The sequence below is a fragment of the Streptomyces sp. M-16 genome (assembly GCF_052114405.1).
Lineage (GTDB): Bacteria > Actinomycetota > Actinomycetes > Streptomycetales > Streptomycetaceae > Streptomyces.
In genome coordinates this window covers 20,594-43,392 of record NZ_JBFRER010000029.1, presented here as the reverse complement: position 1 = coordinate 43,392, position 22,799 = coordinate 20,594, and the positions used below count along the sequence as shown (strand labels likewise).

General features: G+C 72.2%; 20 protein-coding genes and 1 pseudogene. 10 read left to right on the top strand and 11 right to left on the bottom strand.

The features are described 5' to 3' along the window. Positions 1-35: 35 nt before the first annotated feature. The 5 genes from AB4039_RS15920 to mce form a co-directional block, all read right to left on the bottom strand. Positions 36-812 carry an ABC transporter permease subunit gene (locus AB4039_RS15920; protein WP_442271002.1) on the bottom strand — a complete coding sequence of 259 codons (777 nt, stop codon included), beginning with the start codon at positions 810-812 and terminating at the stop codon, positions 36-38. Positions 813-814: 2 nt separating this feature from the next. Further along, complete coding sequence (locus AB4039_RS15915) at positions 815-1,807, bottom strand: ABC transporter ATP-binding protein (RefSeq protein ID WP_442271001.1); 993 nt, start codon at positions 1,805-1,807, stop codon at positions 815-817. Positions 1,808-1,885: 78 nt separating this feature from the next. Then, positions 1,886-2,824, bottom strand: coding sequence for a cellulose-binding protein (locus AB4039_RS15910; protein ID WP_266573907.1), 939 nt, complete (start codon positions 2,822-2,824; stop codon positions 1,886-1,888). Positions 2,825-3,018: 194 nt separating this feature from the next. Continuing rightward, the gene (gene scy, locus AB4039_RS15905; protein ID WP_266842348.1) at positions 3,019-7,674 is read right to left on the bottom strand and encodes a polarized growth protein Scy; all 4,656 of its coding nucleotides are present in this window, start codon (positions 7,672-7,674) and stop codon (positions 3,019-3,021) included. A 180-nt stretch (positions 7,675-7,854) separates the two neighbouring features. Further along, positions 7,855-8,283, bottom strand: coding sequence for a methylmalonyl-CoA epimerase (gene mce / locus AB4039_RS15900; RefSeq protein ID WP_030235855.1), 429 nt, complete (start codon positions 8,281-8,283; stop codon positions 7,855-7,857). A 135-nt stretch (positions 8,284-8,418) separates the two neighbouring features. Here mce and AB4039_RS15895 point away from each other — a divergent pair, with 135 nt between their 5' ends. Then, positions 8,419-9,621 (top strand): acetyl-CoA C-acetyltransferase, encoded by a 1,203-nt coding sequence (locus AB4039_RS15895; protein WP_266842349.1) that lies wholly within the window; start codon positions 8,419-8,421, stop codon positions 9,619-9,621. A gap of 8 nt (positions 9,622-9,629) precedes the next feature. Next, positions 9,630-10,481, top strand: a pseudogene (meaB, locus tag AB4039_RS15890) (methylmalonyl Co-A mutase-associated GTPase MeaB); the annotation flags it as partial. A 119-nt stretch (positions 10,482-10,600) separates the two neighbouring features. Here meaB and AB4039_RS15885 read toward each other — a convergent pair. The 4 genes from AB4039_RS15885 to AB4039_RS15870 form a co-directional block, all read right to left on the bottom strand. Continuing rightward, positions 10,601-11,077, bottom strand: coding sequence for a MarR family transcriptional regulator (locus AB4039_RS15885; protein WP_266844038.1), 477 nt, complete (start codon positions 11,075-11,077; stop codon positions 10,601-10,603). 67 nt (positions 11,078-11,144) lie between these two features. After that, a complete protein-coding gene (locus AB4039_RS15880) occupies positions 11,145-11,948 on the bottom strand; it encodes an AIM24 family protein (RefSeq protein WP_266844040.1) in 804 nt (267 codons plus the stop codon). Between the two features lie 11 nt (positions 11,949-11,959). Next, the gene (locus tag AB4039_RS15875) at positions 11,960-12,610 is read right to left on the bottom strand and encodes an AIM24 family protein (RefSeq protein ID WP_442271000.1); all 651 of its coding nucleotides are present in this window, start codon (positions 12,608-12,610) and stop codon (positions 11,960-11,962) included. Continuing rightward, on the bottom strand, positions 12,610-13,248 hold the full coding sequence (locus AB4039_RS15870; RefSeq protein WP_266842352.1) for an AIM24 family protein: 639 nt from the start codon (positions 13,246-13,248) through the stop codon (positions 12,610-12,612). The genes AB4039_RS15875 and AB4039_RS15870 overlap by 1 nt, the downstream gene beginning before the upstream one ends. A 163-nt stretch (positions 13,249-13,411) precedes the next feature. Here AB4039_RS15870 and AB4039_RS15865 point away from each other — a divergent pair, with 163 nt between their 5' ends. Continuing rightward, positions 13,412-13,756: a DUF3817 domain-containing protein gene (locus AB4039_RS15865; protein WP_266842353.1), complete on the top strand. Its 345-nt coding sequence runs from the start codon at positions 13,412-13,414 to the stop codon at positions 13,754-13,756. Continuing rightward, positions 13,753-14,049 (top strand): MTH1187 family thiamine-binding protein, encoded by a 297-nt coding sequence (locus AB4039_RS15860; protein WP_266842354.1) that lies wholly within the window; start codon positions 13,753-13,755, stop codon positions 14,047-14,049. The genes AB4039_RS15865 and AB4039_RS15860 overlap by 4 nt, the downstream gene beginning before the upstream one ends. A gap of 15 nt (positions 14,050-14,064) precedes the next feature. On the opposite strand, the gene AB4039_RS15855 is transcribed toward AB4039_RS15860, so the two are convergent. Then, positions 14,065-15,063 (bottom strand): DUF5937 family protein, encoded by a 999-nt coding sequence (locus AB4039_RS15855; RefSeq protein ID WP_442270999.1) that lies wholly within the window; start codon positions 15,061-15,063, stop codon positions 14,065-14,067. 70 nt (positions 15,064-15,133) lie between these two features. On the opposite strand from AB4039_RS15855, the gene AB4039_RS15850 reads away from it, so the two are divergent. The 4 genes from AB4039_RS15850 to AB4039_RS15835 all read left to right on the top strand — a co-directional run bounded on the left by AB4039_RS15850 (position 15,134) and on the right by AB4039_RS15835 (position 19,463). Next, positions 15,134-16,738 (top strand): MFS transporter, encoded by a 1,605-nt coding sequence (locus tag AB4039_RS15850; protein ID WP_442270998.1) that lies wholly within the window; start codon positions 15,134-15,136, stop codon positions 16,736-16,738. A 43-nt stretch (positions 16,739-16,781) separates the two neighbouring features. Beyond that, on the top strand, positions 16,782-17,336 hold the full coding sequence (locus tag AB4039_RS15845; protein WP_266842356.1) for a MarR family transcriptional regulator: 555 nt from the start codon (positions 16,782-16,784) through the stop codon (positions 17,334-17,336). 10 nt (positions 17,337-17,346) lie between these two features. After that, entirely contained in the window at positions 17,347-17,676 is a 330-nt protein-coding gene (locus AB4039_RS15840; RefSeq protein ID WP_030235898.1) for a DUF3817 domain-containing protein, read from the top strand. Positions 17,677-17,762: 86 nt separating this feature from the next. Next, on the top strand, positions 17,763-19,463 hold the full coding sequence (locus AB4039_RS15835) for an acyl-CoA mutase large subunit family protein (RefSeq protein ID WP_442270997.1): 1,701 nt from the start codon (positions 17,763-17,765) through the stop codon (positions 19,461-19,463). 129 nt (positions 19,464-19,592) lie between these two features. On the opposite strand, the gene AB4039_RS15830 is transcribed toward AB4039_RS15835, so the two are convergent. Continuing rightward, complete coding sequence (locus AB4039_RS15830; RefSeq protein WP_266842358.1) at positions 19,593-20,231, bottom strand: TetR/AcrR family transcriptional regulator; 639 nt, start codon at positions 20,229-20,231, stop codon at positions 19,593-19,595. Positions 20,232-20,469: 238 nt separating this feature from the next. Between AB4039_RS15830 and AB4039_RS15825 the strand changes: the two genes are divergently transcribed. Continuing rightward, positions 20,470-21,462 carry a tetratricopeptide repeat protein gene (locus tag AB4039_RS15825; protein WP_266842359.1) on the top strand — a complete coding sequence of 331 codons (993 nt, stop codon included), beginning with the start codon at positions 20,470-20,472 and terminating at the stop codon, positions 21,460-21,462. Between the two features lie 587 nt (positions 21,463-22,049). Continuing rightward, positions 22,050-22,700: a DUF6230 family protein gene (locus AB4039_RS15820; RefSeq protein ID WP_442270996.1), complete on the top strand. Its 651-nt coding sequence runs from the start codon at positions 22,050-22,052 to the stop codon at positions 22,698-22,700. Positions 22,701-22,799: the final 99 nt, after the last annotated feature.

The following is a 22,799-nucleotide window of genomic DNA, read 5'->3' as shown; positions in this document are numbered from 1 at the left end:
CCGTCACGAGGAGGACGCCGGGCCGCTCCCGTCCCTCACGCGTCGCGCTTCTTGAGCACCAGGTACCCGCCGAGTACGGCCGCCAGCACCCAGAGGGCCATGATCCCGAGGCCGCCCCAGGGGCCGTAGGGAGCCTGGACCTTGTTCGTGGTGTCCGTGACGGTCTCCATGATCTTGGAGCCGGCCTGGTCCGGGAAGTACTGGGCGACCTTCCGGGTCGCCTCGAAGGCCCTGAGGATCGTCGAGATCAGGAAGAAGAACGGCATCAGGATGCCGAGCGCCAGGATYGAGCTGCGCAGGACGGCGGTGACGCCCATCGAGAACAGCGCGATCAGGGCCATGTACACGCCGGCCCCGGCCACCGCGCGCAGGACGTTGTCCTCGCCGAGGCCGATGCCGTGGTCGCCGAGCAGCGCCTGGCCGAGGAAGAAGGACAGGAAGCTGGTGGCGAGGCCCACGAGCAGCGCCAGGGCGGTGGCCACCGCGAACTTGCCGAAGAGGAAGCTCGCGCGCCGGGGCACGGCGGCCAGCGAGGTGCGGATCATGCCCGAGCTGTACTCGGTGCCGACCACCAGGACACCGAAGACGATCATGGCCAGCTGGCCGAGGGACATGCCCGCGAAGCTGGTCATGGTCGGGTCGAAGGCGAGCTTCTCGGCGGCGGACATGTCCTTGAAGCGGGACGAGACGAAGGAGCAGAGCAGTGCGCTGATGCCGACGGTGACCAGCAGGGCGCAGGCCAGGGTCCAGGTGGTGGAGGCGACCGTGCGGATCTTGGTCCACTCGGACTTGAGGACGGCGGAGAAGGCCATGGTCACTTGCCGCCTTCGCGCGTCGCTTCGTAGCCGGCGCCCCAGGCGGGCGCGGCGGTGGGCGCGCCCGCGGGCGCGGGGGTTCCCGGCGCGTGGGCGTGGTACTCGACGGAGTCCGCCGTCATCCGCATGAACGCTTCCTCCAGTGACGCCCGTTGCGGGCTGAGTTCGTGCAGCACGATCTGGTGCTGGGCGGCCAGCTCGCCGAGCCGCTCGGCCGGGACGCCGTCGATCTCCAGCGCCCCGGTGGCGGGCACGCTGACGGCGTCGATCCCGGCCCCGTGCAGGACGTCCTTCAGCCGTTCCTGCTGCGGGGAGCGCAGGCGCACGTAACTGCGGGAGTTCTGCTGGATGAAATCGGACATCGACAAGTCGGCAAGGAGCTTTCCTCGTCCGATCACCACCAAATGGTCCGCGGTCAGGGCCATTTCGCTCATCAGATGGGAGGAGACGAAGATCGTCCTCCCCTCTGCGGCCAGCCCCTTCATAAGATTGCGGATCCAGAGAATTCCCTCCGGGTCCAGACCATTGACGGGTTCGTCGAACATCAGGATCTCCGGATCGCCGAGCAGCGCGGAGGCGATTCCCAGCCTCTGGCCCATCCCGAGCGAAAATCCTTTCGACTTCTTCTTGGCCACCGGGGTCAGGCCGACGAGGTCCAGTACCTCGGCCACCCGGCTCCGCGGGATCCGGTTCGACTCGGCCAGGCAGAGGAGGTTGTTGTACGCGCTGCGGCCGCCGTGCATGGCCTTCGCGTCCAGCAGCGCCCCGATGTGCTTCAGCGGTTCCGGCAGTTCCCGGTAGTGCTTGCCGTCGATCCGGACCGTACCGCTGGTCGGGTTGTCGAGGTCGAGCATCATGCGCATGGTCGTGGACTTCCCCGCCCCGTTGGGGCCGAGGAAGCCGGTGACCACCCCCGGTCTGACCTGGAAGCTGAGGTTGTCCACGGCGGTCTTCGCGCCGAATCGTTTGGTTAGTCCCTCAAGCTCGATCATGCGGCCACGCTAGAACGCCGAAGGGCCGTACGCCACCTCAAAAGAGTGACGTACGGCCCAACGCCGTGCGGTCGTGTACTAGCGGCTCTGCTGGGCCGGCACGCCCCGCGTCACGGGCTCGTCGTCGACGATCGGGTTGGCCGCGGCCACGGCCGCGCCGGTCAACGTCGCCAGCATCTCGCGGACGTTGGTCAGCTGCGCGTTGATGGAGTCGCGGCGGTTGGTGAGCGCCGCCAGCTCGCGCTCGGACTCGCTGCGGATCCGGTCGGCCTTCGCGTTCGCGTCGGCGACGATGTCCTCGGCCTGGCGCTGCGCGGTCTCCACGGTCTGGCGGGCCCGGCGCTCGGCGTCCGTACGGAGCTTCTCGGCCTCCAGGCGCAGCTGCTCCGCCCGGTGCTCGATCTCCGCGAGGCGCTTCTCGGCCTTCTGCTGACGCGAGGCCAGGTCGCGCTCGGACTGCTCGCGCCGCTTGGCCAGGTTGGTCTCGAAGTCCGCGGCGGCCTGGGCGGCCTTGGCGCGGGTCTCCTCGAACAGGGCGTCGGCCTCCTCGCGCTTGGAGGCCGCGTCCTTCTGGGCCTCGGCGCGCAGGGTGGAGGCGTCGCCCTTGGCCTTCTCGACGATGCGGACGCCCTCGTCCTCCGCCTTCGACTTGCGGTCCGCCGCGAACGACTCGGCGTCGTTGCGCACCTGCTGGGCGGCCGACTCCGCCAGCTCGCGGTGCTGCTCGGCCGCGCGACGGGCCTCCTCGCGCAGGTCCTTCGCCTCCTCCTCGGCCAGTCGCAGGATCTTCTCGACCCGGGCGCCCAGACCGGCGTACGACGGCTCGGCGTCGCTCACCTGGGCCTGGGCGTTCTGCGTTTCGAGGTGTAGCTCCTCGATCCGCTTTTCCAGAGAGTTGATGCGTCCAAGTGCGCTGTCGCGGTCGGAGACCAGCTTGGTAATGCGGTCGTCCACCTGACCGCGGTCGTAACCACGCCGCACGAGCTCGAAGCCGAAGGGGGAGGAAGTGTCGCTCATGGGGTTCCTGTCGAATGAGACCGATGAGGTGCTACGTGAGGTGTTAAGGGGAATCCTAGGCGCCCGGACGGCGTGTCATCGAGTCAATCCGGGTTTGCCCTGGACAATGACACCCCTTTTGAGTGGCAAGACGGCAGAATGCTTGTCACTCCTTCGCCTGAACTTCCCTCAAAAGCACACATCCCGTGTCCTGACTACCCCTCTGACGCCTTGCCACCCGAACGAGTGGAACCCGCTGTCACCCCGGCCTTCACGCCCCCCGCGCCCTGGCCACCCAATGCGGGCTTTCCGCCACCCGACGGTGCCTCGAATGATTCCAACGCCTCAAGAACGTCCTGGACACGGGAGATCTCCGCCTGAATGTCCTCGCGCCTGCGCACCAGGACGTCCAGCTCACGGCGGCCCTCGTCGACGAGCCGTTCGGCCTCCGCCTGTGCCTCGGCGAGCGCCTTCTCCGCCTGCCGCGACAGTTCCGCCTTCTTCTGCTCGGCCTCCTTGAGCAGCGCCTCGGCCTTGCGCACCGCCGCGATGCGGACCTTGCTCGCCTCGCTGCTCGCGTCCGACACCAGCTCCTTGGCCTTGGCCTCCGCCTCGATGCTCTGCTCCGTCGCCGCGCGCACCAGCTTGTCCACGCGCTCGCCGGCCGACTTCATCTGCTCCGCCGACTCCCGGCGGGCGCGCTCGTGCAGCTCCTCGACCTCGGACTCCACCCGGCCGCGCAGGTCCTCCGCCCGCTCCCTTATGGCCGCGGCGTCCGTACGCGCCCCGACCAGCAGCTCGTCGGCGTCGGTACGGGCCTTCTCCACCATGGAGTTGCCCTCGACGGTCGCCTCCGAGGTGATCCGCTCGGCCTCCTTGCGCGCCGCGTCGACCATCGCGTCGGCCTGCTCCTCGGCCGCCGTGGTGGCGGCGAGKGCCTGCAGACCCGCCTCGGAGGTGAGCTTCTCGGCTTCCGCCGCCGCCTCCGTGATGAGCCGGTCCACCTGCTCCGCGGCCTCGGTGCGGCGCTTGTTGGCCGCCTCGCGCGCCTCGTCCAGCAGCCGCTCCGACTCCGTACGGGCCTCGGTGCGCGTGCGCTCCGCTTCGCTCGCCGCCTCCGCCTTGACCCGCTCCGCCTCGGACCGGGTACGCGTCGCGTGCTCCTGCGCCGAGGCCAGCGCCTCCGCCGCCTCGGCGCGCAGCCGCTCGGCCTCGTTCTGGGCCTCGCCGACCGTCCGGTCGTTGTCCTTGCGGGTCTGCTCGGTGAGCTTCTCCGCCTCGGTGACGGCCTCGGTGATGAGCCGGTCCGCCTGCTCGGCGGCCTCGGTGCGGACCCGGCCCGCCTCGGTGCGGGCCTCGTCGAGCGTCTGCTCGGCCTCCCGCTCCGCGCCCGCCAGGGTCTCGTTCGCCGCGACCGTGACGCGCTCCGCCTCCGCGGTGGCCTCGCCGATGATCCGGCCGCCCTCCGCACGGGCCTCGTCCAGGGTCTGCGCCGCCTCGGCGCGCAGCCGCTCGGCCTCCGCAGCGGCCTCGCCGACCGTCAGCTCGTTGGCCGCGCGGGTCTCCTCGACCAGCCGGTCGCCCTCGGCACGGGAGTCGACCAGGATCCTCGCCGAATCCCGCTCGGCCGCGGCCAGGGTCTGCGCCGCCTGCGCCGTGAGCTTCTCCGCCTCGGTCGCGGCCTCGGTGATGAGCCGGTCCGCCTGCTCGGCGGCCTCCGTACGGAGCCGGTTGGCCTCGGCGCGGGCCTCGTCGAGGGTGGCCGCCGCCTCGGCGCGCAGCGCGTCGGCCGCCTCCTGCGCCTCGCCGACCGTCAGCTCGTTGGCCGTACGGGTCTCCTCCGTGAGCCGCTCCGCCTCGGCGGTGGCCTCGGTGATGAGCCGGTCCGCCTGCTCGGCGGCCTCCGTACGGAGGCGGTTGGCCTCGGCGCGGGCCTCGTCCAGGGTGACCGCGGCCTCGGCGCGGGTGGCCTCGGCCGCCTGCTCCGCCTCCGAGGTCAGCCGCTCGGCCTCCGCCCGTGCCTCCTCGACCGTCAGCGCGTTCGCGGCCAGGGTCTCCTCGGTGAGGCGCTCCGCCTCCGCGGTCGCCTCGGTGACGATCCGGCCGCCCTCGGCGCGCGAGGCCTCCAAGGACTCCGCCGCCTCGCCACGGATCCGGTTCGCGTCCTCGCGGGCGTCCGCCCGGGTCCGCGCCGCGTCGCGCTCGGACGCCGCCAGGGCGTCCGTCGCCTCCGTGCGCACCCGCTGCGCGTACTCCGCCGTATCGGCGCGCAGCTGCTCGGCCTCGGCGATCGCGTCGCCGACCGTGCGCTCCGCCAGGGCCTTCGCCGCGTCCGTCTCGACACGGGCCTCGCTGCGCAGGCGCGCCGCGTCCTCGGCCGCCCGCTCGCGGTCCGCGCGGGCTTCGGCGCGGACCCGGTCCGCCTCCTCCTCGGCCTCGGTACGCGTACGGTCCGCCGCGTGCTCGGCCGCACTGCGCAGCCCCGCGACCTCCTCCTCGGCCTGCTCGTGCAGGCCGGCCACGGAGTCCCGCACCTGCTGGGCGGTGGCCTCCGCCGCCGCGACCAGCTCCGCGGCGCGGCTCTCCGCCTCCTCGGTCAGCCAGACCGCTTCGGCCTGCGCCTCCTCCGAGCGCTTGCGCGCCTGCGCCAGCAGTTCCTCGCTCTGCTCACGGGCCTGGGCCCGCTCGTTGCCCGCGTCCGTACGGGCCGCCGACAGGGTCTCCTCGGCCTCCCGGCGACGCCGCGCGGCCTCCTCCTGGGCGGCCGCGAGGGCCTCCGCGGCCTCCGCCGCGACCCGTTCGGCGGCGGCCTTGGCCTCGGCGCGCAGCCGGTCCGCGGTCTCCTGCGCCTCGGCGCGCAGCCGCTCCGACTCGGTCTCCGCCTCGGCGCGCAGCCGCACGGACACCTGCTCGGCCTCCGCGCGGACCCGGCCCGCGTCCTGCGCGGCCTCCGTGCGCAGCTGCTCGGCCTCGGCCTCCGACTGGGCCTGGAGGGTGCGGATCCGCTCCGCCGCCTCGGCGCGCAGCCGGTCGTTCTCCTCGGTGGTCTCCTTGCGGATGCCCTCCGCCGCGGCGCGGGCGTCACGCAGCGTCTGCTCCGCGGTGGCCAGCCGTCCCTCGGCGTCGGTGTGCAGGCGTACGAGCTCCTGATCGGCCTCCGCCCGCTTCGCGGCCAGCGCCTGCTCGGTCTCCTCGCGCCGCGCCCGTACGGCCGCGTCCGCCTCGGCGGCCAGGGCCTCGGCGTGCTCCTCGGCGTCCGCGCGCAGCCGCTCGGCCTCCGCGCGGGTGCGCTCCAGCGTCTCCTCGGCCTGCCGGCGCAGGGTCGTCGCCCGCTCCACGGCCTCGGCGCGGACCCGCTCGCTCTCGGCGGTCGCGCCGCCGCGCAGCTCGTCCGCGTCCGACTTGGCCTTACCCAGCAGTTCCTCGGCGGTCCGGGCCGCCTCCTCGATCTGCTGGACCGCCTCGCGGCGGGCCTCCCCGCGGATCCGCTCGCCCTCGGCCACGGCCTCCGCGCGCAGCTGCTCTGCCTCGCCGCGCAGCCGCCGGGCCTCCTCCTGGAGTTCGACGGTACGGGCCCGGTACTCCTCGGTGTCGTCCTTCGCCGCGCCCTTGAGCTCGTCGGCCGTGGCCGCCGCCTGCAGGCGCAGCCGGTCGGCCTCGGACTGCGCCTCGCGGCGGATCCGCTCGGCCTCCTCGGACGCGGCACGGGTGGTGGCGCGGGCGTCCTCCGAGGCCTTGTTGAGTACGTCCTCGGCGGTACGGGCCGCCTTCGCCAGCTGCGCCGCGGTGTCCTCGGCGGCGGCCGTACGGGCCTGTTCGCCGGCTTCGGTGCGCAGCCGCTCCGCCTCGGCGCGGGCGTCGGCCAGCGCCTGCTCGGCCTCGGCCTTGAGGGCCTCGGTCTGCTTGGTGGCCTCGCCGACCAGCCGGGCGACCTGCTCCTTCGCCGTGCGGGTGCGCTGCTCGTTGACGGACTCCGCCGAGGCGAGCTGCCGGGCGGCGCTCTCCTTGGCGTCCGCGAGCAGGGTCTCGGCCTCCGCGCGGGCCGCGCGCAGCGCCCCGTCGGCCTCCTGCACCCGTGCCTCGGCCACCCGGCCGAGGTCCAGGGTCTGCTGGCGGGTCTGCTCGGCCTCGGCGGCGGTGCTGCTGCGCAGCCGCTCCGCGTGCTCGGTGGCCTCCTGGGCCTGCGCCGAGGCGGCGGCGAGCAGCCGCTCGGCCTCCTTGCGGGCGCGCAGCAGCGTGGACTCGGCCTCGGCTCGGGTGGCCTCCGTGTCGGCGGCGAGCCGGCGGCGGGCCTCCTCCACGGTCCGGGCGGCCTCGGCGCGGGCGGCGTTCAGCGCCTGCTCGGCCTCGGCGCGGGACTCGTCCATGAGCCGGCGGGCCTGGGACTCGGTCCGGGCGCGCAGCTGCTCGGCCCAGGCGACGTTCTCGTTGACGTGCGCCTCGACGGTCTGGCGGCGCTCGTTGAGCTCCTGGTCCAGGCGCTGGCGCCGGTTGACGGCCTCCGAGTGCAGCTCGGCCTGGAGGCGCGCCTGGTGCTCGGCGTGCTCCTGGAGGATGCGCTGGGTCTGGGCCCGGGCGTCGCGCAGCTCGCGCTCGGCGTCGGAGCGCATCTGGTCGGCCTGCACCTGGGCATTGCGGAGCAGCTGCTCCGCCTGGTACCCCATGTCCGCGCCGTCGTACGCGGGGCGGGACGCGAGATTGCGGCGCACCTCATGCAGCTTGGCGCGCAGCACCTCGACCTGGTATCCCAGGTCTTCCGCGTGCTGGACGGCCTTCCCGCGTTCCTTCTTCAGCCGCTCCATCTCGGCCTCGAAGAGCGAGAGATGGTCGGCCTCGGCCTGATGGCTCTCCTGGCTTTCGTAGCCCCGCACAGCGCGGTCCCATCCGTCCCCTGGTCGCAAGCTCACTCCCAATTGAGCATCGCTCGCCCGCTGAACGACGCCCCCGGGGAATGGTGTCAGATGCCGGGGCAGGGGTTCGGGCCCCGACCCCGTCTCCGCACCGAACCCCGGCCGAGCCAGTGCCACTCTACCGGCCGGGGAATGGGGGCATCAGTGATCAGGGTTGGAGGTGACCAGTTCGGTGAGGACTCCGTGGCAGTCCTTGGGGTGGAGGAAGGTGATCCGGGAGCCCATGGAGCCGGTTCGCGGCTCGTCGTAGAGGACCCGGACGCCCTTGCCGCGGATGGCTTCGGAGTCGCCGTCGACGTCCGCGGTGCCGAAGGCGATGTGGTGGACGCCCTCGCCGTTCTTGGCCAGCCACTTGCCCACCGCGGAGTCCTCGCGGGTGGGCTCCAGGAGCTGGAGGTAGGAGGCTCCGCCGTCGGAGGTCTCGTTGATCTTGAGCATGGCCTCGCGCACGCCCTGCTCTTCGTTGATCTCGGTGTGGAACACCTCGAAGCCGTACGTGGCACGGTAGAACTCGACGGTCTTGTCGAGGTCGAAGCAGGCGATCCCGATGTGGTCGATTCTTGTCAGCATGGGACCAGTGCACCGCCGCGGAGGGTGGTTACGCAACGTGCCAGCGATCACACCGACTGCCCGGTGACGGCGCGGGTACTGCTCAGTACATTCAGGTAAACCCTCGTTCACTCCTCATCCAAGGGGCTGTGCCTCATGTCCGGAACGAACAACACCACTTCAGTGATCGTCGCCGGGGCCCGCACGCCCATGGGGCGTCTGCTCGGCTCGCTGAAGTCCTTCTCGGGCGCCGACCTCGGCGGATTCGCCATCAAGTCGGCGCTGGAACGGGCCGGCATCTCCGGCGACCAGGTCCAGTACGTGATCATGGGCCAGGTGCTCCAGGCCGGCGCGGGCCAGATCCCCGCCCGCCAGGCCGCCGTCAAGGCGGGCATCCCGATGAACGTGCCCGCGCTCACCATCAACAAGGTGTGCCTCTCGGGCCTCGACGCGATCGCGCTGGCCGACCAGCTCATCCGCGCGGGCGAATTCGACATCGTGGTCGCGGGCGGCCAGGAGTCGATGACCAACGCCCCACACCTGCTGCCGAAGTCCCGCGAGGGCTTCAAGTACGGCGCCATCGGGATGCTGGACGCGATGGCCCACGACGGCCTCACCGACGCCTTCGAGAACATCGCGATGGGCGAGTCCACCGAGAAGCACAACACCCGGCTGGGCATCGAGCGCGCCCCGCAGGACGCGTTCGCGGCCGCCTCCCACCAGCGGGCCGCCGCCGCGCAGAAGAACGGCGTCTTCGAGGCCGAGATCACCCCAGTCGAGATCCCGCAGCGCAAGGGCGACCCGGTGCTGTTCGCGGCGGACGAGGGCATCCGCGCGGAGACCACCGTGGAGTCGCTCGGCAAGCTGCGGCCGGCCTTCGCCAAGGACGGGACGATCACCGCCGGCACCTCCTCGCAGATCTCCGACGGCGCGGCCGCCGTGGTCGTGATGAGCAAGGCCAAGGCCGAGGAGCTGGGCCTGGAGTGGATCGCCGAGATCGGCGCCCACGGCAACGTGGCCGGTCCGGACAACTCCCTCCAGTCGCAGCCCTCGAACGCGATCCTGCACGCCCTGAAGAAGGAGGGCCTGGAGGTCTCCGACCTGGACCTCATCGAGATCAACGAGGCCTTCGCGGCGGTCGCCGTGCAGTCAATGAAGGACCTCGGCGTGACCCCGGAAAAGGTGAACGTCAACGGTGGCGCCATTGCCCTGGGGCACCCCATCGGCATGTCCGGTGCCCGCGTGGTGCTGCACCTGGCGCTGGAGCTCAAGCGCCGGGGCGGCGGCGTGGGCGCGGCCGCGCTGTGCGGTGGCGGCGGCCAGGGCGACGCCCTCGTGATCCGCGTCCCGAAGGCGTAGGTGCGCGGATGACGACGGTGGACGTCCCCACGCTGGTGGCGCAGGCCCGCGAGGGCCGGCCGCGTGCCGTGGCCCGGCTGATCTCACTGGTCGAGGGGGCGTCCCCGCACCTGCGCGAGGTGATGGCCGCCCTGGCCCCGCTGACCGGTGGCGCGTACGTGGTCGGTCTGACCGGCTCGCCCGGCGTCGGCAAGTCGACCTCGACCTCGGCGCTGGTCACGGCCTACCGCAAGGCCGGCAAGCGGGTCGGCGTGCTCGCCGTGGACCCGTCCTCGCCCTTCTCGGGCGGGGCGCTCCTCGGCGACCGGGTCCGGATGTCGGACCACGCCTCCGACCCGGGGGTCTACATCCGCTCGATGGCGACCCGCGGGCACCTCGGCGGCCTGGCCTGGGCCGCCCCGCAGGCGATCCGGGTGCTGGACGCGGCGGGCTGCGACGTGATCCTGGTCGAGACGGTGGGCGTCGGTCAGTCCGAGGTGGAGATCGCCTCGCAGGCCGACACCTCGGTGGTGCTGCTGGCGCCCGGCATGGGCGACGGGATCCAGGCCGCGAAGGCCGGAATCCTGGAGATCGGCGACGTGTACGCGGTGAACAAGGCGGACCGGGACGGCGCGGACGCGACGGCCCGGGAGCTCAACCACATGCTGGGGCTCGGCGAGTCCCGGGGACCGGACGACTGGCGGCCGCCGATCGTCAAGACGGTCGCGGCGCGCGGCCAGGGCATCGACGAGCTGGTCGAGGCCCTGGAGAAGCACCGGGCCTGGATGGACGAGCACGGGGTGCTGGACGGGCGCCGCGCGGCGCGTGCGGCCCGCGAGGTGGAGACGATCGCGATCGTGCGGGGGCGGCGGCCGATCGGCCGCCGCCCCCGCACTGCCGTTCCGGGCGGGTCGGCGGTCGTCGTGCTCGTCGTCCCCGTCGAGGGACACGATCTTGCCGGGGTGGGCGGCCGGCGCCGGCCGGGGCGCGACGCGTCCGGCTACACCTTCCCGCGGTTCTCGCGCAGGTGCTCCGCGACGGGGCGCAGCGATTCGCGCAGGGCCGCCAGGGCCTGGGGCGGCAGCAGGTCGATGAAGTGCTCCCGCACCGATGCCACGTGGTGCGGGGCCACCTTGCGCATGGTGTCCATGCCCTCCTCCGTGAGCACCGCGTACAGGCCGCGGCGGTCGGACTCGCAGTTCACCCGACGCACCAGGCCCGCCGTCTCCATGCGGGTGATCTGGTGGGACAGCCGGCTCTTGGACTGCAGCGTGGCGGTGGCCAGATCGCTCATGCGCATCCGGTGGCCGTCCGACTCCGAGAGGTTCACGAGGATCTCGTAGTCGTTGTTGGTGAGCCCGAAGGGCTGGAGATCCTTTTCCAGCTGGTGCATCAGCAGTCTGCTGACGTCCAGATGGGTGCGCCAGGCGCACTGCTCGGCGTCGGTCAGCCAGCGGGTGGCCGTCTCGGTCTCGATGGTCTCCATGAATGAACTCTACCTAAGAAGTTGAATTACGTACAAAAATAGGAAGATGTGCGGAGTCTCACAGTCCGAGCCGCCGCTGGAGGTCGCCCAGTTGCCCCGGCATCCGCGGCACGCCCAGCTGGCCCAGCGGGCCCTGGCCGGCCCCCGGAACGCCCTGGGCGTTGCCCGTGGCCGCACCGGCGCCCACCGCGCCCACCGACTGCTCCGCCATCAGCATCTCCGACGACTGGAGCAGCACCGTCCCCGCCCCGACGAACTCGAACTGGTGCTCCTCGCCCGAGGTGCCGCCGAGTCCCGTGAGCGAGCGCAGTCCGCCCATCACGCCCGTCATGTATCCGTGGTCGTAGTGGTGGCACGGGGACGGGCAGTCCGCCCAGCCCACCAGGGCCTGCGGGTCCACGCGCAGCGGCGGTTCCATGAACACCACCGGTCCGTTGGACGCCGCCACGAACTTCCCGGTTCCGATCAGCGTCAGGAAGCCCGGGACGATGGACTGCTTGAGGGCGAGCGTGGGCTGGTAGGCGAGGAGGTTCCCCGACCGGATGGTCAGGTTGCCGTCGTCCAGGTCGTACGAGTTCACGTCGAAGGCGCGGTCGGCCAGCAGCATCTTGCCCTGCCCCTCGGCCACCACCCAGTCGCTCGCGTGCAGGGGCGAGTGGAAGCTGGTGCGCAGCAGTCGGTCGAAGCGGCCGTTGCCGATCCCGTTGAAGTCGATGCGCCCGTAGTAGGCGATCATCTTGCCCTTCTGCAGGAACCACTGGCTCCCCTTGAGCTCCACGCAGAAGGTGTAGGAGTTCACGTTGTCGTCGGAGGGCAGGGCGTGCGGGTCGAAGACCGTCGGGCCGCCCGGTCCGCCGGTCACGGGACCAAAGTTCACAGCTTCTCCTCCGAGGCCTGTACGAAGACGGCGCCCTGGCCGGACAGCTCCAGCTGGAACGCCTCGCCCGAACCGCGGCCGACCATGTCCCGCCAGCCCAGGGCGGCGGAGAGCTTGTTCCTGACGTCCCCGTGGTGGGCCACGTACGCCTGCGGGTCGACGTGGACCGGCCGGTTCGGGGTGATGGGGAGTTCCAGGACTCCGCCGTGGGCCATCACGGCGACCGCGCCGTGGCCCTTGAGGGTGGTGGTGAACAGGCCCTGGCCGGTCACCTGGCCGCGCACCATGCCCATGACACCGCCCTGCGAGCCCATGAACATCGTCCCCTGCTGGAGGGTGCCGTCGAAGGCGAGCAGCCGGTCGGCCTCCACGTAGAGGGTCTCGCCCGAGAGGTTGACGACCTGGACGTGGTGGCCGCCGTGGCCGAACATCACGGTGCCGCTGCCCTCCACGGCCATCAGCGGCGTCTRCTCGTTCGCCACCCGGCGTCCGATCATGCCCATCACGCCGCCCTGACCGCCCGTCAGGCTCGGGGTGAAGGAGACGTCGCCGCGGTAGGCCAGCATCGCCCCGCGCTGGCTGTACAGCTTCTGCCCGGGGATGACCTGGGCCTCGATCATCTTCGAGTTGATCTCGCGGAACGGCATCAGACGTCGCCCCCGATGGTGTTGCGCTCGCTGGGCTGCACGTAGACCAGGCCCTCGCCCTCGAAGCGGATCTGGAAGGCCTCTCCGGACCCCTCGCCGATCAGGGTGCGGAAGGTCACGCCGGACTGGAAGGACTGCTGGAGGTTCCCGGTGTGCGCGATGTACGCGCCCGGGTCCACCGACAGGGGGTACTGGGCGCTGACGCGCAGCACCACCGCCGGGCCGTCGGACATGATCGCCGCCTGGCCCGAGCCCTCGACCGTCGTCGTGAACAGGCCGTTGCCCGTGGTCGCGCCGCGCAGGCCGGTGAACGTGGTGCCGGTGCGCAGGCCGGCGTCGGTGCACAGCAGGTTGCTGGACTCGACGTGGAGCTTCTCGCCGCGCAGATTGACCAGATTGATCTCACTCGCCCGGTCCGCGAAGTAGCAGGTGCCGTGTCCCTGCACCTCCATCACGGTCATCTGTTCACCCGTCAGGCGACGGGTCACCATTCCGCGGAGGCCTTCGCCACCGCCGGTCATCTTCTTGAAGGCCATCTGGCCGTCGTACGCGACCATGGCGCCGTTTTTGGCTTTCACGGCGTCACCGGTCAGGTCGACGGCGAGCACCTTGCTGCCTTGGAGTCGGAACTGAGCCACGGGGACGAAGGTATCGGCAGCGGGCGGGCCCGAACAGTGTCCCGTGGCCGATATGCGCCACACTCTCCCGACTCCGGGGGATCCGGGGGGACCCGCCACAAGATCTTCCGTGACGGCTGAGACACTGGGACGGACCCCCGGCCTCCACCCGCGAAGGTTCCACGTGGACATCAAGACCGCTTCCGCCCTGCACCGGCTGCGCCTCATCTCCGTTCCGGAAGCCCTGTCGTTCCCGGCGCTGCTGATCTTCGGCTCGCTGCTCAGCCGGGTGTCGGACATCGACTACCTGATGATGCCGCTCGGGATCCTGCACGGGATCCTGTTCGTGATCTACGCGATCTTCCTGCTCGACGTGTGGAACAAGGCGAAGTGGCCGGCCAAGAAGGTGGCCCTGTTCTTCCTGTTCGCGCTGCTGCCCTTCGGCGGCCTGTACGGGGACAAGCTGCTCAAGCGCGAAGAGGCCGACAGCGTCATCGCGGCCCGCGCCCGCCAGGCGGCCGACGCGTGATCGTCGCGTTCTCGGTGACCCCGCTGGGGGTCGGCGAAGAGGTCGGCGAGTACGTCGCCGACGCGGTCCGCGTGGTGCGCGAGTCCGGGCTGCCGAACCGCACCGACGCCATGTTCACCACCGTGGAAGGACCTTGGGACGAGGTGATGGACGTGGTCCGGCGCGCGGTGGCCGCCGTGGAGGCACGGGCCCCGAGGGTGTCCTTCATCCTCAAGGCCGACATCCGGCCCGGCGTCACCGACGGGATGACCTCGAAGATCGAGACGGTGGAACGCCACCTCGCCGAGGGCTGAGCGCCGCGGCGCCGGCTACGGGGCGCAGCCGGCCGCCAGCGCGATGGCCAGCGGCGTGCGTTCGTAGAGGACCTGGTGGCCGTGGCGGGACGGGATCAGCAGCCCCGCCGCGCGCAGCGCCTTCAGGTGGGCCGAGACCGTCGAGGGCGCCAGGCCCAGGCGGTGCGCGAGGGCCGTCGTGGAGGYGGGCTCGTGCAGTGCGCACAGCACCTCGGCGCGGGCCCGGCCCAACAGCCCGGCCAGCGCGCTCGGGGCCGGTCCGTCCGAGGCCGCCCACAGGGCGCCGATGCCCCGGGCCGGATACACCAGCGTGGGCTGCCACGGGGGGTCGTAGCCGCCGACCACCTCCGGCCAGACGAAGGCGCTCGGCATCAGGAGCAGCCCCTGGCCGCCGAGTTCGCGGTCGTGGTGGGCCCGGCGCTCGACGGTCAGCGTGTTCGTCCCGCCGTCCCAGCGCAGATCGGGGTGGAGGCCGTCGAACAACGCCTCCAGCCCGCCCGCCGCCAGCCGCCGGGAGTGGAACAGGACGTCCGCCTCCAGCAGGGCCCGCAGCCGGGGCCAGTGCGGGGCGACCAGGGCCCGCCAGGCCGCCTCGGTCAGATCGGCCAGCTCCGCCACCGCCCGGCCCGGATCCGCCAGCATCCGCCGCCCGGCGGCGCTCTCCAGGGCGCCCGGGGTGCAGGCCAGGGAGCGGCGCAGGTCCTCGTGGGCCGCCTCCGGCTCCCCGGCCGCCGCGCGCACCCGCGCCATCTCCTCCTCGAAGCTCGGGGACGGGCCCGTCGGGGGCGGGCTCAGCAGGTCGGGGTGGTGCCCCCGGCGCGGCATCAGCAGCCACAGCGGACGCAGGTCCAGGCCGGCCGCGGCGGCGCGGATCCGGCTCAGCCAGGGCAGGTGGTACCCCTGCCGCTCCGGGCGCATCAGGACCCGTACCGCCTCCTGCGTCTCCCAGCGCGGGGAGATGCCGAAGCGGCAGCGCAGCAGATCGGCCGGGCCGAAGCGGAAGTGGTTCACCATGGCGGCCCCTTCGATTCGCCCGGTGCCGAATGTCTACCGGCCCACCTTAGGCGGGCCGAGGCTGACCCCCATGCCCACTCCCGCCCCTCCCCCCGGCCCCGCCCGGCCACCGGCCCCGCCGTCCCCGGCGCCCGACTCCGCGCCGGTCTCCGGCCCCGTCTCCGCCCGGGGCTCCGAGCCCGCTCCGTCCCCGGCGCCCGACTCCGCGCCGGTCTCCGGCCCCGTCTCCGCCCGGGGCTCCGAGCCTGTCTCCGCCCGGGGCTCCGAGCCCGCTCCGTCCCCGGTGCCCGCCTCCGGCACGGAACCCGGTCCCGTCTCCGCCCGGGGCTCCGCGCCCGCGCCGGCCGTCGGTCCCGTCTCCGCGCAGGCCGGCCGGCCCGGTGCCGGTTCCGTGGCCGTGGCGGGTCCGGCCGCGCCCGGCCCCGGGGTCGTACCGCGCCGGCGGGGCGACGGGTACCGGGCGGCGTTCCGGGTCCGGGAGTTCCGGGTCGTGTTCCTCGCGCACCTGCTGTCGCTGCTCGGGGTCGTCGTCGCCGAGATCTCCCTCACCGTCCTGGTCTACCGCGCCACCGGCTCCGCCCTGATGAGCGCGCTCACCTTCGCCCTCGGCTTCCTCCCCCACGCCCTCGGCGGCACCCTCCTCGCCCCCCTCGCCGACCGCCACCCCGCCCGCAGGGTCCTCGTCGCCTGCGACCTGCTGTGCGCCGGCTGCGCGGCGGCGATGGTCTGGCCGGGGACCCCGGTCGCCGCGATCCTCGTCCTGCGCTGCGCCATGGCCTTCGTCGCCCCGCTGTTCCAGGGCGCCCGCAGCGCCTCCCTCGCCGACATCCTCGGCACCGGCGAGGCCTTCGTCCTGGGCCGCTCGCTGCTGCGCATGGTCTCCCAGGGCGCCCAGCTCGCCGGCTTCGGCCTCGGCGGGTTCCTGCTCACCGTCCTCGCCCCGCGCGCGGCGATCGCCCTCACCGCGGCGGGGTTCCTCGCCTCCGCGTCGCTGCTGCGCCTCGGCACCCGCGACCGGCCCGCCCGTGCCGACACCGCCGGGGCCGCCGCCGGCGCGTCCCCCCTCGACGGGCTCCGCGCCGTGTTCGGGGACCGGCGGCTGCGCGTCCTGACCCTGCTGTGCTGGCTGCCGCCCGCCTTCGCCGTCGTGCCCGAGGCCCTCCTGACGCCCTACGCAGACGGCATCGGGGCCGGCACCGCCACCCTCGGGGTGCTCATGTGCGCGCTGCCCGTCGGCGCCGTCGCCGGTGAACTCTGGGCCGGCTCGGCCCTCACCGCCCGAACGCGCTCGCGGATCACCGCCCCGCTGGCCGCCGTCGCGTTCCTCCCGCTCCTCGTCTACGCCGTCCGGCCCGGCGCCCCCGTCCTCCTCGGGGCGCTCCTCCTGTCCGGGCTCACCCACGCGCACACCATCGGCCTCGACCGGATGTACGTGGACGCCGTCCCCGACGCGCTGCGCGGCCGGGCGATGACCCTGCTCAGCACCGGCCTGATGACCCTCCAGGGTGTCGGCATGGCGCTCGCCGGGGCCGCCGCCGAGTTCCTCCCGGCGCACGTGGTGGTCACCGGCGCCGCCGTGCTCGGTACGGCCGTCGTCCTCCTGCTGCTCTCCGGACTGCGCGCCACCGCGCCCCGCGCGCCCCGTGCGCTCCGCACGCCCCGGGCCGAGGAGTGAGACGGGGCTGACCGCCAAATGACCGCCCGGTAGGGTCTGGTGGATGCCCAAGCCGCTCAGCCTCCCCTTCGACCCCATCGCCCGCGCCGACGAACTCTGGCGCCGGCGCTGGGGTCCCGTGCCCTCCATGGCCGCGATCACCTCGATCATGCGGGCCCACCAGATCCTGCTGGCCGAGGTCGACGCGGTGGTGAAGCCGTACGGACTGACCTTCGCCCGCTACGAGGCGCTGGTGCTGCTGACCTTCTCCCAGGAGGGGGAGCTCCCGATGTCGAAGATCGGCGAGCGCCTGATGGTCCACCCGACCTCGGTGACGAACACCGTGGACCGGCTGATGCGGTCCGGCCTGGTGGCCAAGCGCCCCAACCCGCAGGACGGCCGCGGCACGCTCGCGTCCATCACGGACAAGGGCCGGGAGGTCGTCGAGGCGGCGACGAAGGACCTGATGGACATCGACTTCGGCCTGGGCGCGTACGACGCCGAGGAGTGTGCGGAGATCTTCGCGCTGCTGCGCCCGCTGCGGGTGGCGGCCGCGGACTTCGAGGAGAACCAGCCCCGGGCCGGGGCCGCGTCAAGATCGCGCAAAACGGACGGTTAGGCTCGTGGCCATGAAACGAAGCGTGCTGACCCGCTACCGCGTCATGGCCTACGTGACCGCGGTCATGCTCCTGATCCTCTGTGCCTGCATGGTGGCCAAGTACGGCTTCGACACCGGCGCCGACCTGACCCTGGCGGTCTCGCAGGTCCACGGTGTGCTGTTCATGATCTACCTGGTCTTCGCCTTCGACCTGGGCTCCAAGGCGAAGTGGCCCTTCGGCAAGCTGCTGTGGGTGCTGGCGTCGGGGACCATCCCGCTGGCCGCCTTCTTCGTCGAGCGCACCGTCCGCGCGGACGTCGAGCCGCTGGTCGAGGACGCCCTCGCGCCCGCGAAGGCCTAGAGCCCCACTCGGCCGGACGCCCCGGGGAAGGACTCCCCGGGGTTTCCCATCGACATTTACTAGGACGTCCTAGTAAATTTGTCGGTATGGACGCTGACGCCATCGAGGAGGGCCGCCGACGCTGGCAGGCCCGGTATGACAAGGCCCGCAAGCGCGAGGCCGATTTCACGACGCTCTCCGGAGATGACGTCGACCCCGTCTACGGGCCCCGCCCGGGTGACTCGTACGAGGGATTCGAGCGCATCGGCTGGCCCGGGGAGTACCCCTACACCCGCGGTCTGCACGCCACCGGCTACCGCGGCCGGACCTGGACCATCCGGCAGTTCGCCGGGTTCGGCAACGCCGAGCAGACCAACGAGCGCTACAAGATGATCCTGGCCGCCGGCGGCGGCGGCCTCTCCGTCGCCTTCGACATGCCCACCCTCATGGGCCGCGACTCCGACGACCCCCGCGCCCTCGGCGAGGTCGGCCACTGCGGCGTGGCCATCGACTCCGCCGCCGACATGGAGGTCCTCTTCAAGGACATCCCGCTCGGCGACGTCACCACCTCGATGACCATCTCCGGGCCCGCCGTACCCGCCTTCTGCATGTACCTGGTCGCCGCCGAGCGCCAGGGAGTCGACCCGGCCGTGCTCAACGGCACGCTCCAGACCGACATCTTCAAGGAGTACATCGCCCAGAAGGAGTGGCTCTTCGAACCCGAGCCGCACCTGCGCCTCATCGGCGACCTCATGGAGTACTGCGCGAACGGCATCCCGGCCTACAAGCCGCTGTCCGTCTCCGGCTACCACATCCGCGAGGCCGGGGCCACGGCGGCGCAGGAGCTCGCCTACACCCTCGCCGACGGCTTCGGCTACGTGGAGCTCGGCCTCTCCCGCGGACTGGACGTCGACCACTTCGCCTCGGGCCTCTCCTTCTTCTTCGACGCGCACCTCGACTTCTTCGAGGAGATCGCCAAGTTCCGCGCCGCCCGCCGCATCTGGGCCCGCTGGATGAAGGAGGTCTACGGGGCGAAGTCCGACAAGGCCATGTGGCTGCGCTTCCACACCCAGACGGCCGGTGTCTCCCTCACCGCCCAACAGCCGTACAACAACGTCGTGCGCACCGCCGTCGAAGCCCTCGCGGCCGTCCTCGGCGGCACCAACTCCCTGCACACCAACGCCCTCGACGAGACCCTCGCCCTCCCCAGCGAGCAGGCCGCCGAGATCGCGCTGCGCACGCAGCAGGTGCTGATGGAGGAGACCGGCGTCGCCAACGTGGCCGACCCGCTGGGCGGCTCCTGGTACGTCGAGCAGCTCACCGACCGCATCGAGGCCGACGCCGAGAAGATCTTCGAACAGATCAAGGAGCGCGGCCTGCGCGCCCACCCGGACGGGCAGCACCCGATCGGGCCGATCACCTCGGGCATCCTGCGCGGCATCGAGGACGGCTGGTTCACCGGGGAGATCGCCGAGTCGGCCTTCCAGTACCAGCGCGCCCTGGAGAAGGGCGACAAGCGGGTCGTCGGCGTCAACGTCCACCACGGCTCGGTCACCGGCGACCTGGAGATCCTCCGCGTCAGCCACGAGGTGGAGCGGGTCCAGGTCCAGGAGCTGGCCGAGCGCAAGGGCCACCGCGACGACGCCAAGGTGAGCGCGGCGCTCGAATCGATGCTCGCCGCCGCCCGCGACGGCTCGAACATGATCCCGGCCATGCTGGACGCCGTACGGGCCGAGGCCACGCTCGGCGAGATCTGCAACGTCCTGCGCGACGAGTGGGGCACCTACACCGAGCCGCCCGGCTTCTGACGGACGGTCCGCGAGGCCGGTCACGCCCCCGCCGCACGGCGGGGGAGGTGGCCGGCCTTCCGCGTTTCCGGGGGCGCGGCCGGGTCCGGGCCGGGCCGGGCGGGGCCGACGGGCCGGGCCGACGGGGCCTCAGGCGGAAGCGGCGCCCCGCAGGCCGTGCATCAGCAGCGAGGTGAAGGCGGACACCCAGAGCTCGTCCACCGGCTCGCAGCTGACCAGGGCGCGGTGCACCACCGTGCCCGCGATCACGTCGAAGATCAGGTCCGTGGCAAGGCCGGAGAGGGCCTCGTCCTCCTCGTACGGAAGTTCCCCGCGCGCCTGGGCCCGTTCGCGCCCCAGTACGACGAGACGTTTCTGCCGGTCCACGATCGCCGACCGGATCCGCCCCCGCAGCGCCTCGTCCCGGGTGGATTCGGCGACCACCGCCATCAGGGCGGTACGCGCCTCGGGGCGCCGCAGCAGCTGCGCGAACTGCAGGACCACGTACTCGATGTCGGCTTCGAGCGAGCCCCGGTCCGGGAGTTCCAGCGCGTCGAACAACTCCGCGACCGCGTCCACGACCAGCTCGCTCTTGCCCGCCCAGCGCCGGTAGAGGGTGGTCTTCGCGACGCCCGCACGGGCCGAGACGTCCCCCATCGTCAGCTTCGACCAGCCCAGCTCCACCAGCGCGTCCCGCGTCGCCGCGAGGATCGCGGTGTCCGCCGCCGCGCTGCGGGGGCGGCCGGTGCGGCCGGGCGGGGGGTTCGTGCAAGGGCTGGGGTTGCGCATGGCCGAGACCATACCCGTCAGTAGCGGAACCGGCGGGGGGTCGTTCGCTGTGGTTCAGATCACGGGGCGCCGGGGGCCCGGGGGAGTTACGCTACGGCTCGTAGCGAAAGAGCGACAACCACGCGAAGGCTACTGGCGCCAGGTGGGGACCCGGCGCCGCACAACGGTTCCACCGATCAGCGGGACGATCTTTCGGGATCCTTTTCGCCGGCGCGCGCACACGGGGGAGGATGTACGCATGCAGCCCAGAAACATGTCCATGAGCGGCGTCGTCGACCTCGCCGCGGTGAAGGCGGCCGGCGAAGCCAAGGCCAAGGCCGAGCAGGCGCGTGCGGAGGCCGCCCGGCAGGGCGGCGCCGGCGCGGGCGCCGTTCCCGGTGGCGCCGTACCGCCGTCCGCGCTCGTGATCGACGTCGACGAGGCCGGCTTCGAAAGCGACGTTCTCCAGCTCTCCAACGAGGTTCCGGTCGTCCTCGACTTCTGGGCCGAGTGGTGCGAGCCCTGCAAGCAGCTCAGCCCGCTCCTGGAGCGGCTGACCGCCGAGGCGAACGGCCGCTTCGTCCTGGCGAAGATCGACGTCGACGCCAATCAGATGCTGATGCAGCAGTTCGGCATCCAGGGCATCCCGGCCGTCTTCGCCGTCGTCGCCGGCCAGGTGTTGCCGCTGTTCCAGGGCGTGGCCCCGGAGCAGCAGATCCGCGAGACCCTCGCCCAGCTGGTCCAGGTCGCCGAGGAGCGCTTCGGCCTCATCGGCCTCCAGGTGGACCCGGGTGCGCAGGGTGTGGCGGCCGAGCGGGCCCCCGAGCCGGCCGGTCCGTACGACGCCCTGCTGGAAGCGGCCGTCGTCGCGCTGGACGCGGGCGACCTGGGCGGGGCCGTGCAGGCGTACAAGAACGTGCTCGCCGACGACCCGGCCAACACCGAGGCGAAGCTGGGCCTGGCCCAGGCCGAGCTGCTGTCCCGGGTGCAGCACCTGAACCCGCAGACCGTGCGCACCGAGGCGGCCGCCAACCCGAAGGACCCGGCCGCGCAGATGGCGGCGGCCGATCTGGACCTGGCCGGCGGGCACGTCGCCGATGCCTTCGGGCGCCTGGTGGACACCGTCCGGGTCACCTTCGGTGACGAGCGGGACGCCGTCCGGGTCAGGCTCCTGGAGCTCTTCGAGGTCATCGGCGCGGACGACCCCCGGGTCGCCGCCGCCCGTACCGCGCTGGCGCGCGTGCTGTTCTAGGCAGGTGCCGGGCGCCCCTCCGGGCACCGGCGATTTGTTGACACGTTGCTGAACAGCGGCCGCGCTTTACCAAAACTTGGTAATCGCGGCCGCTGTTACTCGCAGTAAAGCGAATCCCGTGAACTGTCCGGTTGGTTCGTTCTTCTCCCCTTCTGTCGTGGCCCTGGGTGACACCCTGTGTGGCCACTCGACGGCACCGGGTCGCACCCCGGTTATCCAGCCGTTACCCGCCAGTAACGAACCCCCTTGTGCCCCGGCCGCGAATGGACCACGATCGGCGACGCTCGGTCCTTCCCGCAGAGCCGCTCATCCGGAGCCGCGGTGGAGGGTCCCCACCGGGCCGGCCGGTGGCAGTGGCACCGGCCGTGGGACAGGGGGGTCTCCACCACACCCGGCGGAGCCTGTCCTCCAGGTTGCGCGAACGCGTGGCCCAGTGGTTGTCGCTCGGGGGTGATCGCCGGTGTACGGGACGTGGCCCAGCCACACCCCGGTCTCCTGCGCTCCTTCCCGAGGACGTAGCACTTCTCCCATCCCAGGACGGGCACGGCCCGGACCGGAGATGTACGTCCGAGAAGGAGGAACGAAGTATGAGTTCTCAGGTTCGTGGCGGGACCAGATGGAAGCGCTTCGCGCTCGTCATGGTGCCGAGCATCGCGGCCACGGCCGCGGTCGGTGTGGGTCTGGCGCAGGGTGCCCTCGCGGCGTCCTTCAGCGTCTCCGGCCAGGACTTCAAGGTCTCGGCCGACAAGCTCGACGGTGACAACCTGCTCCAGTACGGCAGCGTCGCCAAGGGCAAGGGCCTGGACGGCAAGGACGCGGCGCACCCGGTCACGATCTCCGGGTTCAGCCGCGCCGAGATCACCAACATGTGCCAGTCGCTGGTCACCCCGATCCCGGGCCTCGGCAACATCACGATGCAGCTGCGCACCGGCAACAAGGGCACGCCGGCCGTCGCAACGAACATCTACCTGGATGTCGCTGAGCTCGACACCGACGCCGAGTTCAAGGACCTGGACATCGGTGTCGCGGTGGACGCGGCCAAGGACGAGGCGCACCCCACCGGGCCCCAGGACAGGACGGTGGCGAACGGCGCCCTGTTCTCGCAGCGCGCCAAGAAGGCCGTGCTGACGAAGGTGCGTCAGAAGGCGTGGGCGACGACGGCGGGCACCTTCACGCTGCCCGACCTCAAGCTGCGTCTGCTCAGCGGCGACCAGCCGTGCTACCAGGACGAGAAGTAGTCGATCCCGGTCGAGCGGCCGCGGGGGCGGGCGGCGGACGCCGCCTTCCGCCCCCGCGGGCTCCACAGAGTTTCCGTACCACCGTTTCCAGGGAGCTGT

What these genes read in the sequence shown, in the direction of transcription:
- AB4039_RS15915 (WP_442271001.1), bottom strand. Translation starts at nt 1,807, where the DNA reads ATGATCGAGCTTGAGGGACTAACCAAACGATTCGGCGCGAAGACCGCC.
- AB4039_RS15910 (WP_266573907.1), bottom strand. Translation starts at nt 2,824, where the DNA reads ATGAGCGACACTTCCTCCCCCTTCGGCTTCGAGCTCGTGCGGCGTGGT.
- mce (WP_030235855.1), bottom strand. Translation starts at nt 8,283, where the DNA reads ATGCTGACAAGAATCGACCACATCGGGATCGCCTGCTTCGACCTCGAC.
- AB4039_RS15895 (WP_266842349.1), top strand. Translation starts at nt 8,419, where the DNA reads ATGTCCGGAACGAACAACACCACTTCAGTGATCGTCGCCGGGGCCCGC.
- AB4039_RS15850 (WP_442270998.1), top strand. Translation starts at nt 15,134, where the DNA reads ATGCCCACTCCCGCCCCTCCCCCCGGCCCCGCCCGGCCACCGGCCCCG.
- AB4039_RS15845 (WP_266842356.1), top strand. Translation starts at nt 16,782, where the DNA reads ATGCCCAAGCCGCTCAGCCTCCCCTTCGACCCCATCGCCCGCGCCGAC.
- AB4039_RS15840 (WP_030235898.1), top strand. Translation starts at nt 17,347, where the DNA reads ATGAAACGAAGCGTGCTGACCCGCTACCGCGTCATGGCCTACGTGACC.
- AB4039_RS15835 (WP_442270997.1), top strand. Translation starts at nt 17,763, where the DNA reads ATGGACGCTGACGCCATCGAGGAGGGCCGCCGACGCTGGCAGGCCCGG.
- AB4039_RS15830 (WP_266842358.1), bottom strand. Translation starts at nt 20,231, where the DNA reads ATGCGCAACCCCAGCCCTTGCACGAACCCCCCGCCCGGCCGCACCGGC.
- AB4039_RS15825 (WP_266842359.1), top strand. Translation starts at nt 20,470, where the DNA reads ATGCAGCCCAGAAACATGTCCATGAGCGGCGTCGTCGACCTCGCCGCG.
- AB4039_RS15820 (WP_442270996.1), top strand. Translation starts at nt 22,050, where the DNA reads ATGAGTTCTCAGGTTCGTGGCGGGACCAGATGGAAGCGCTTCGCGCTC.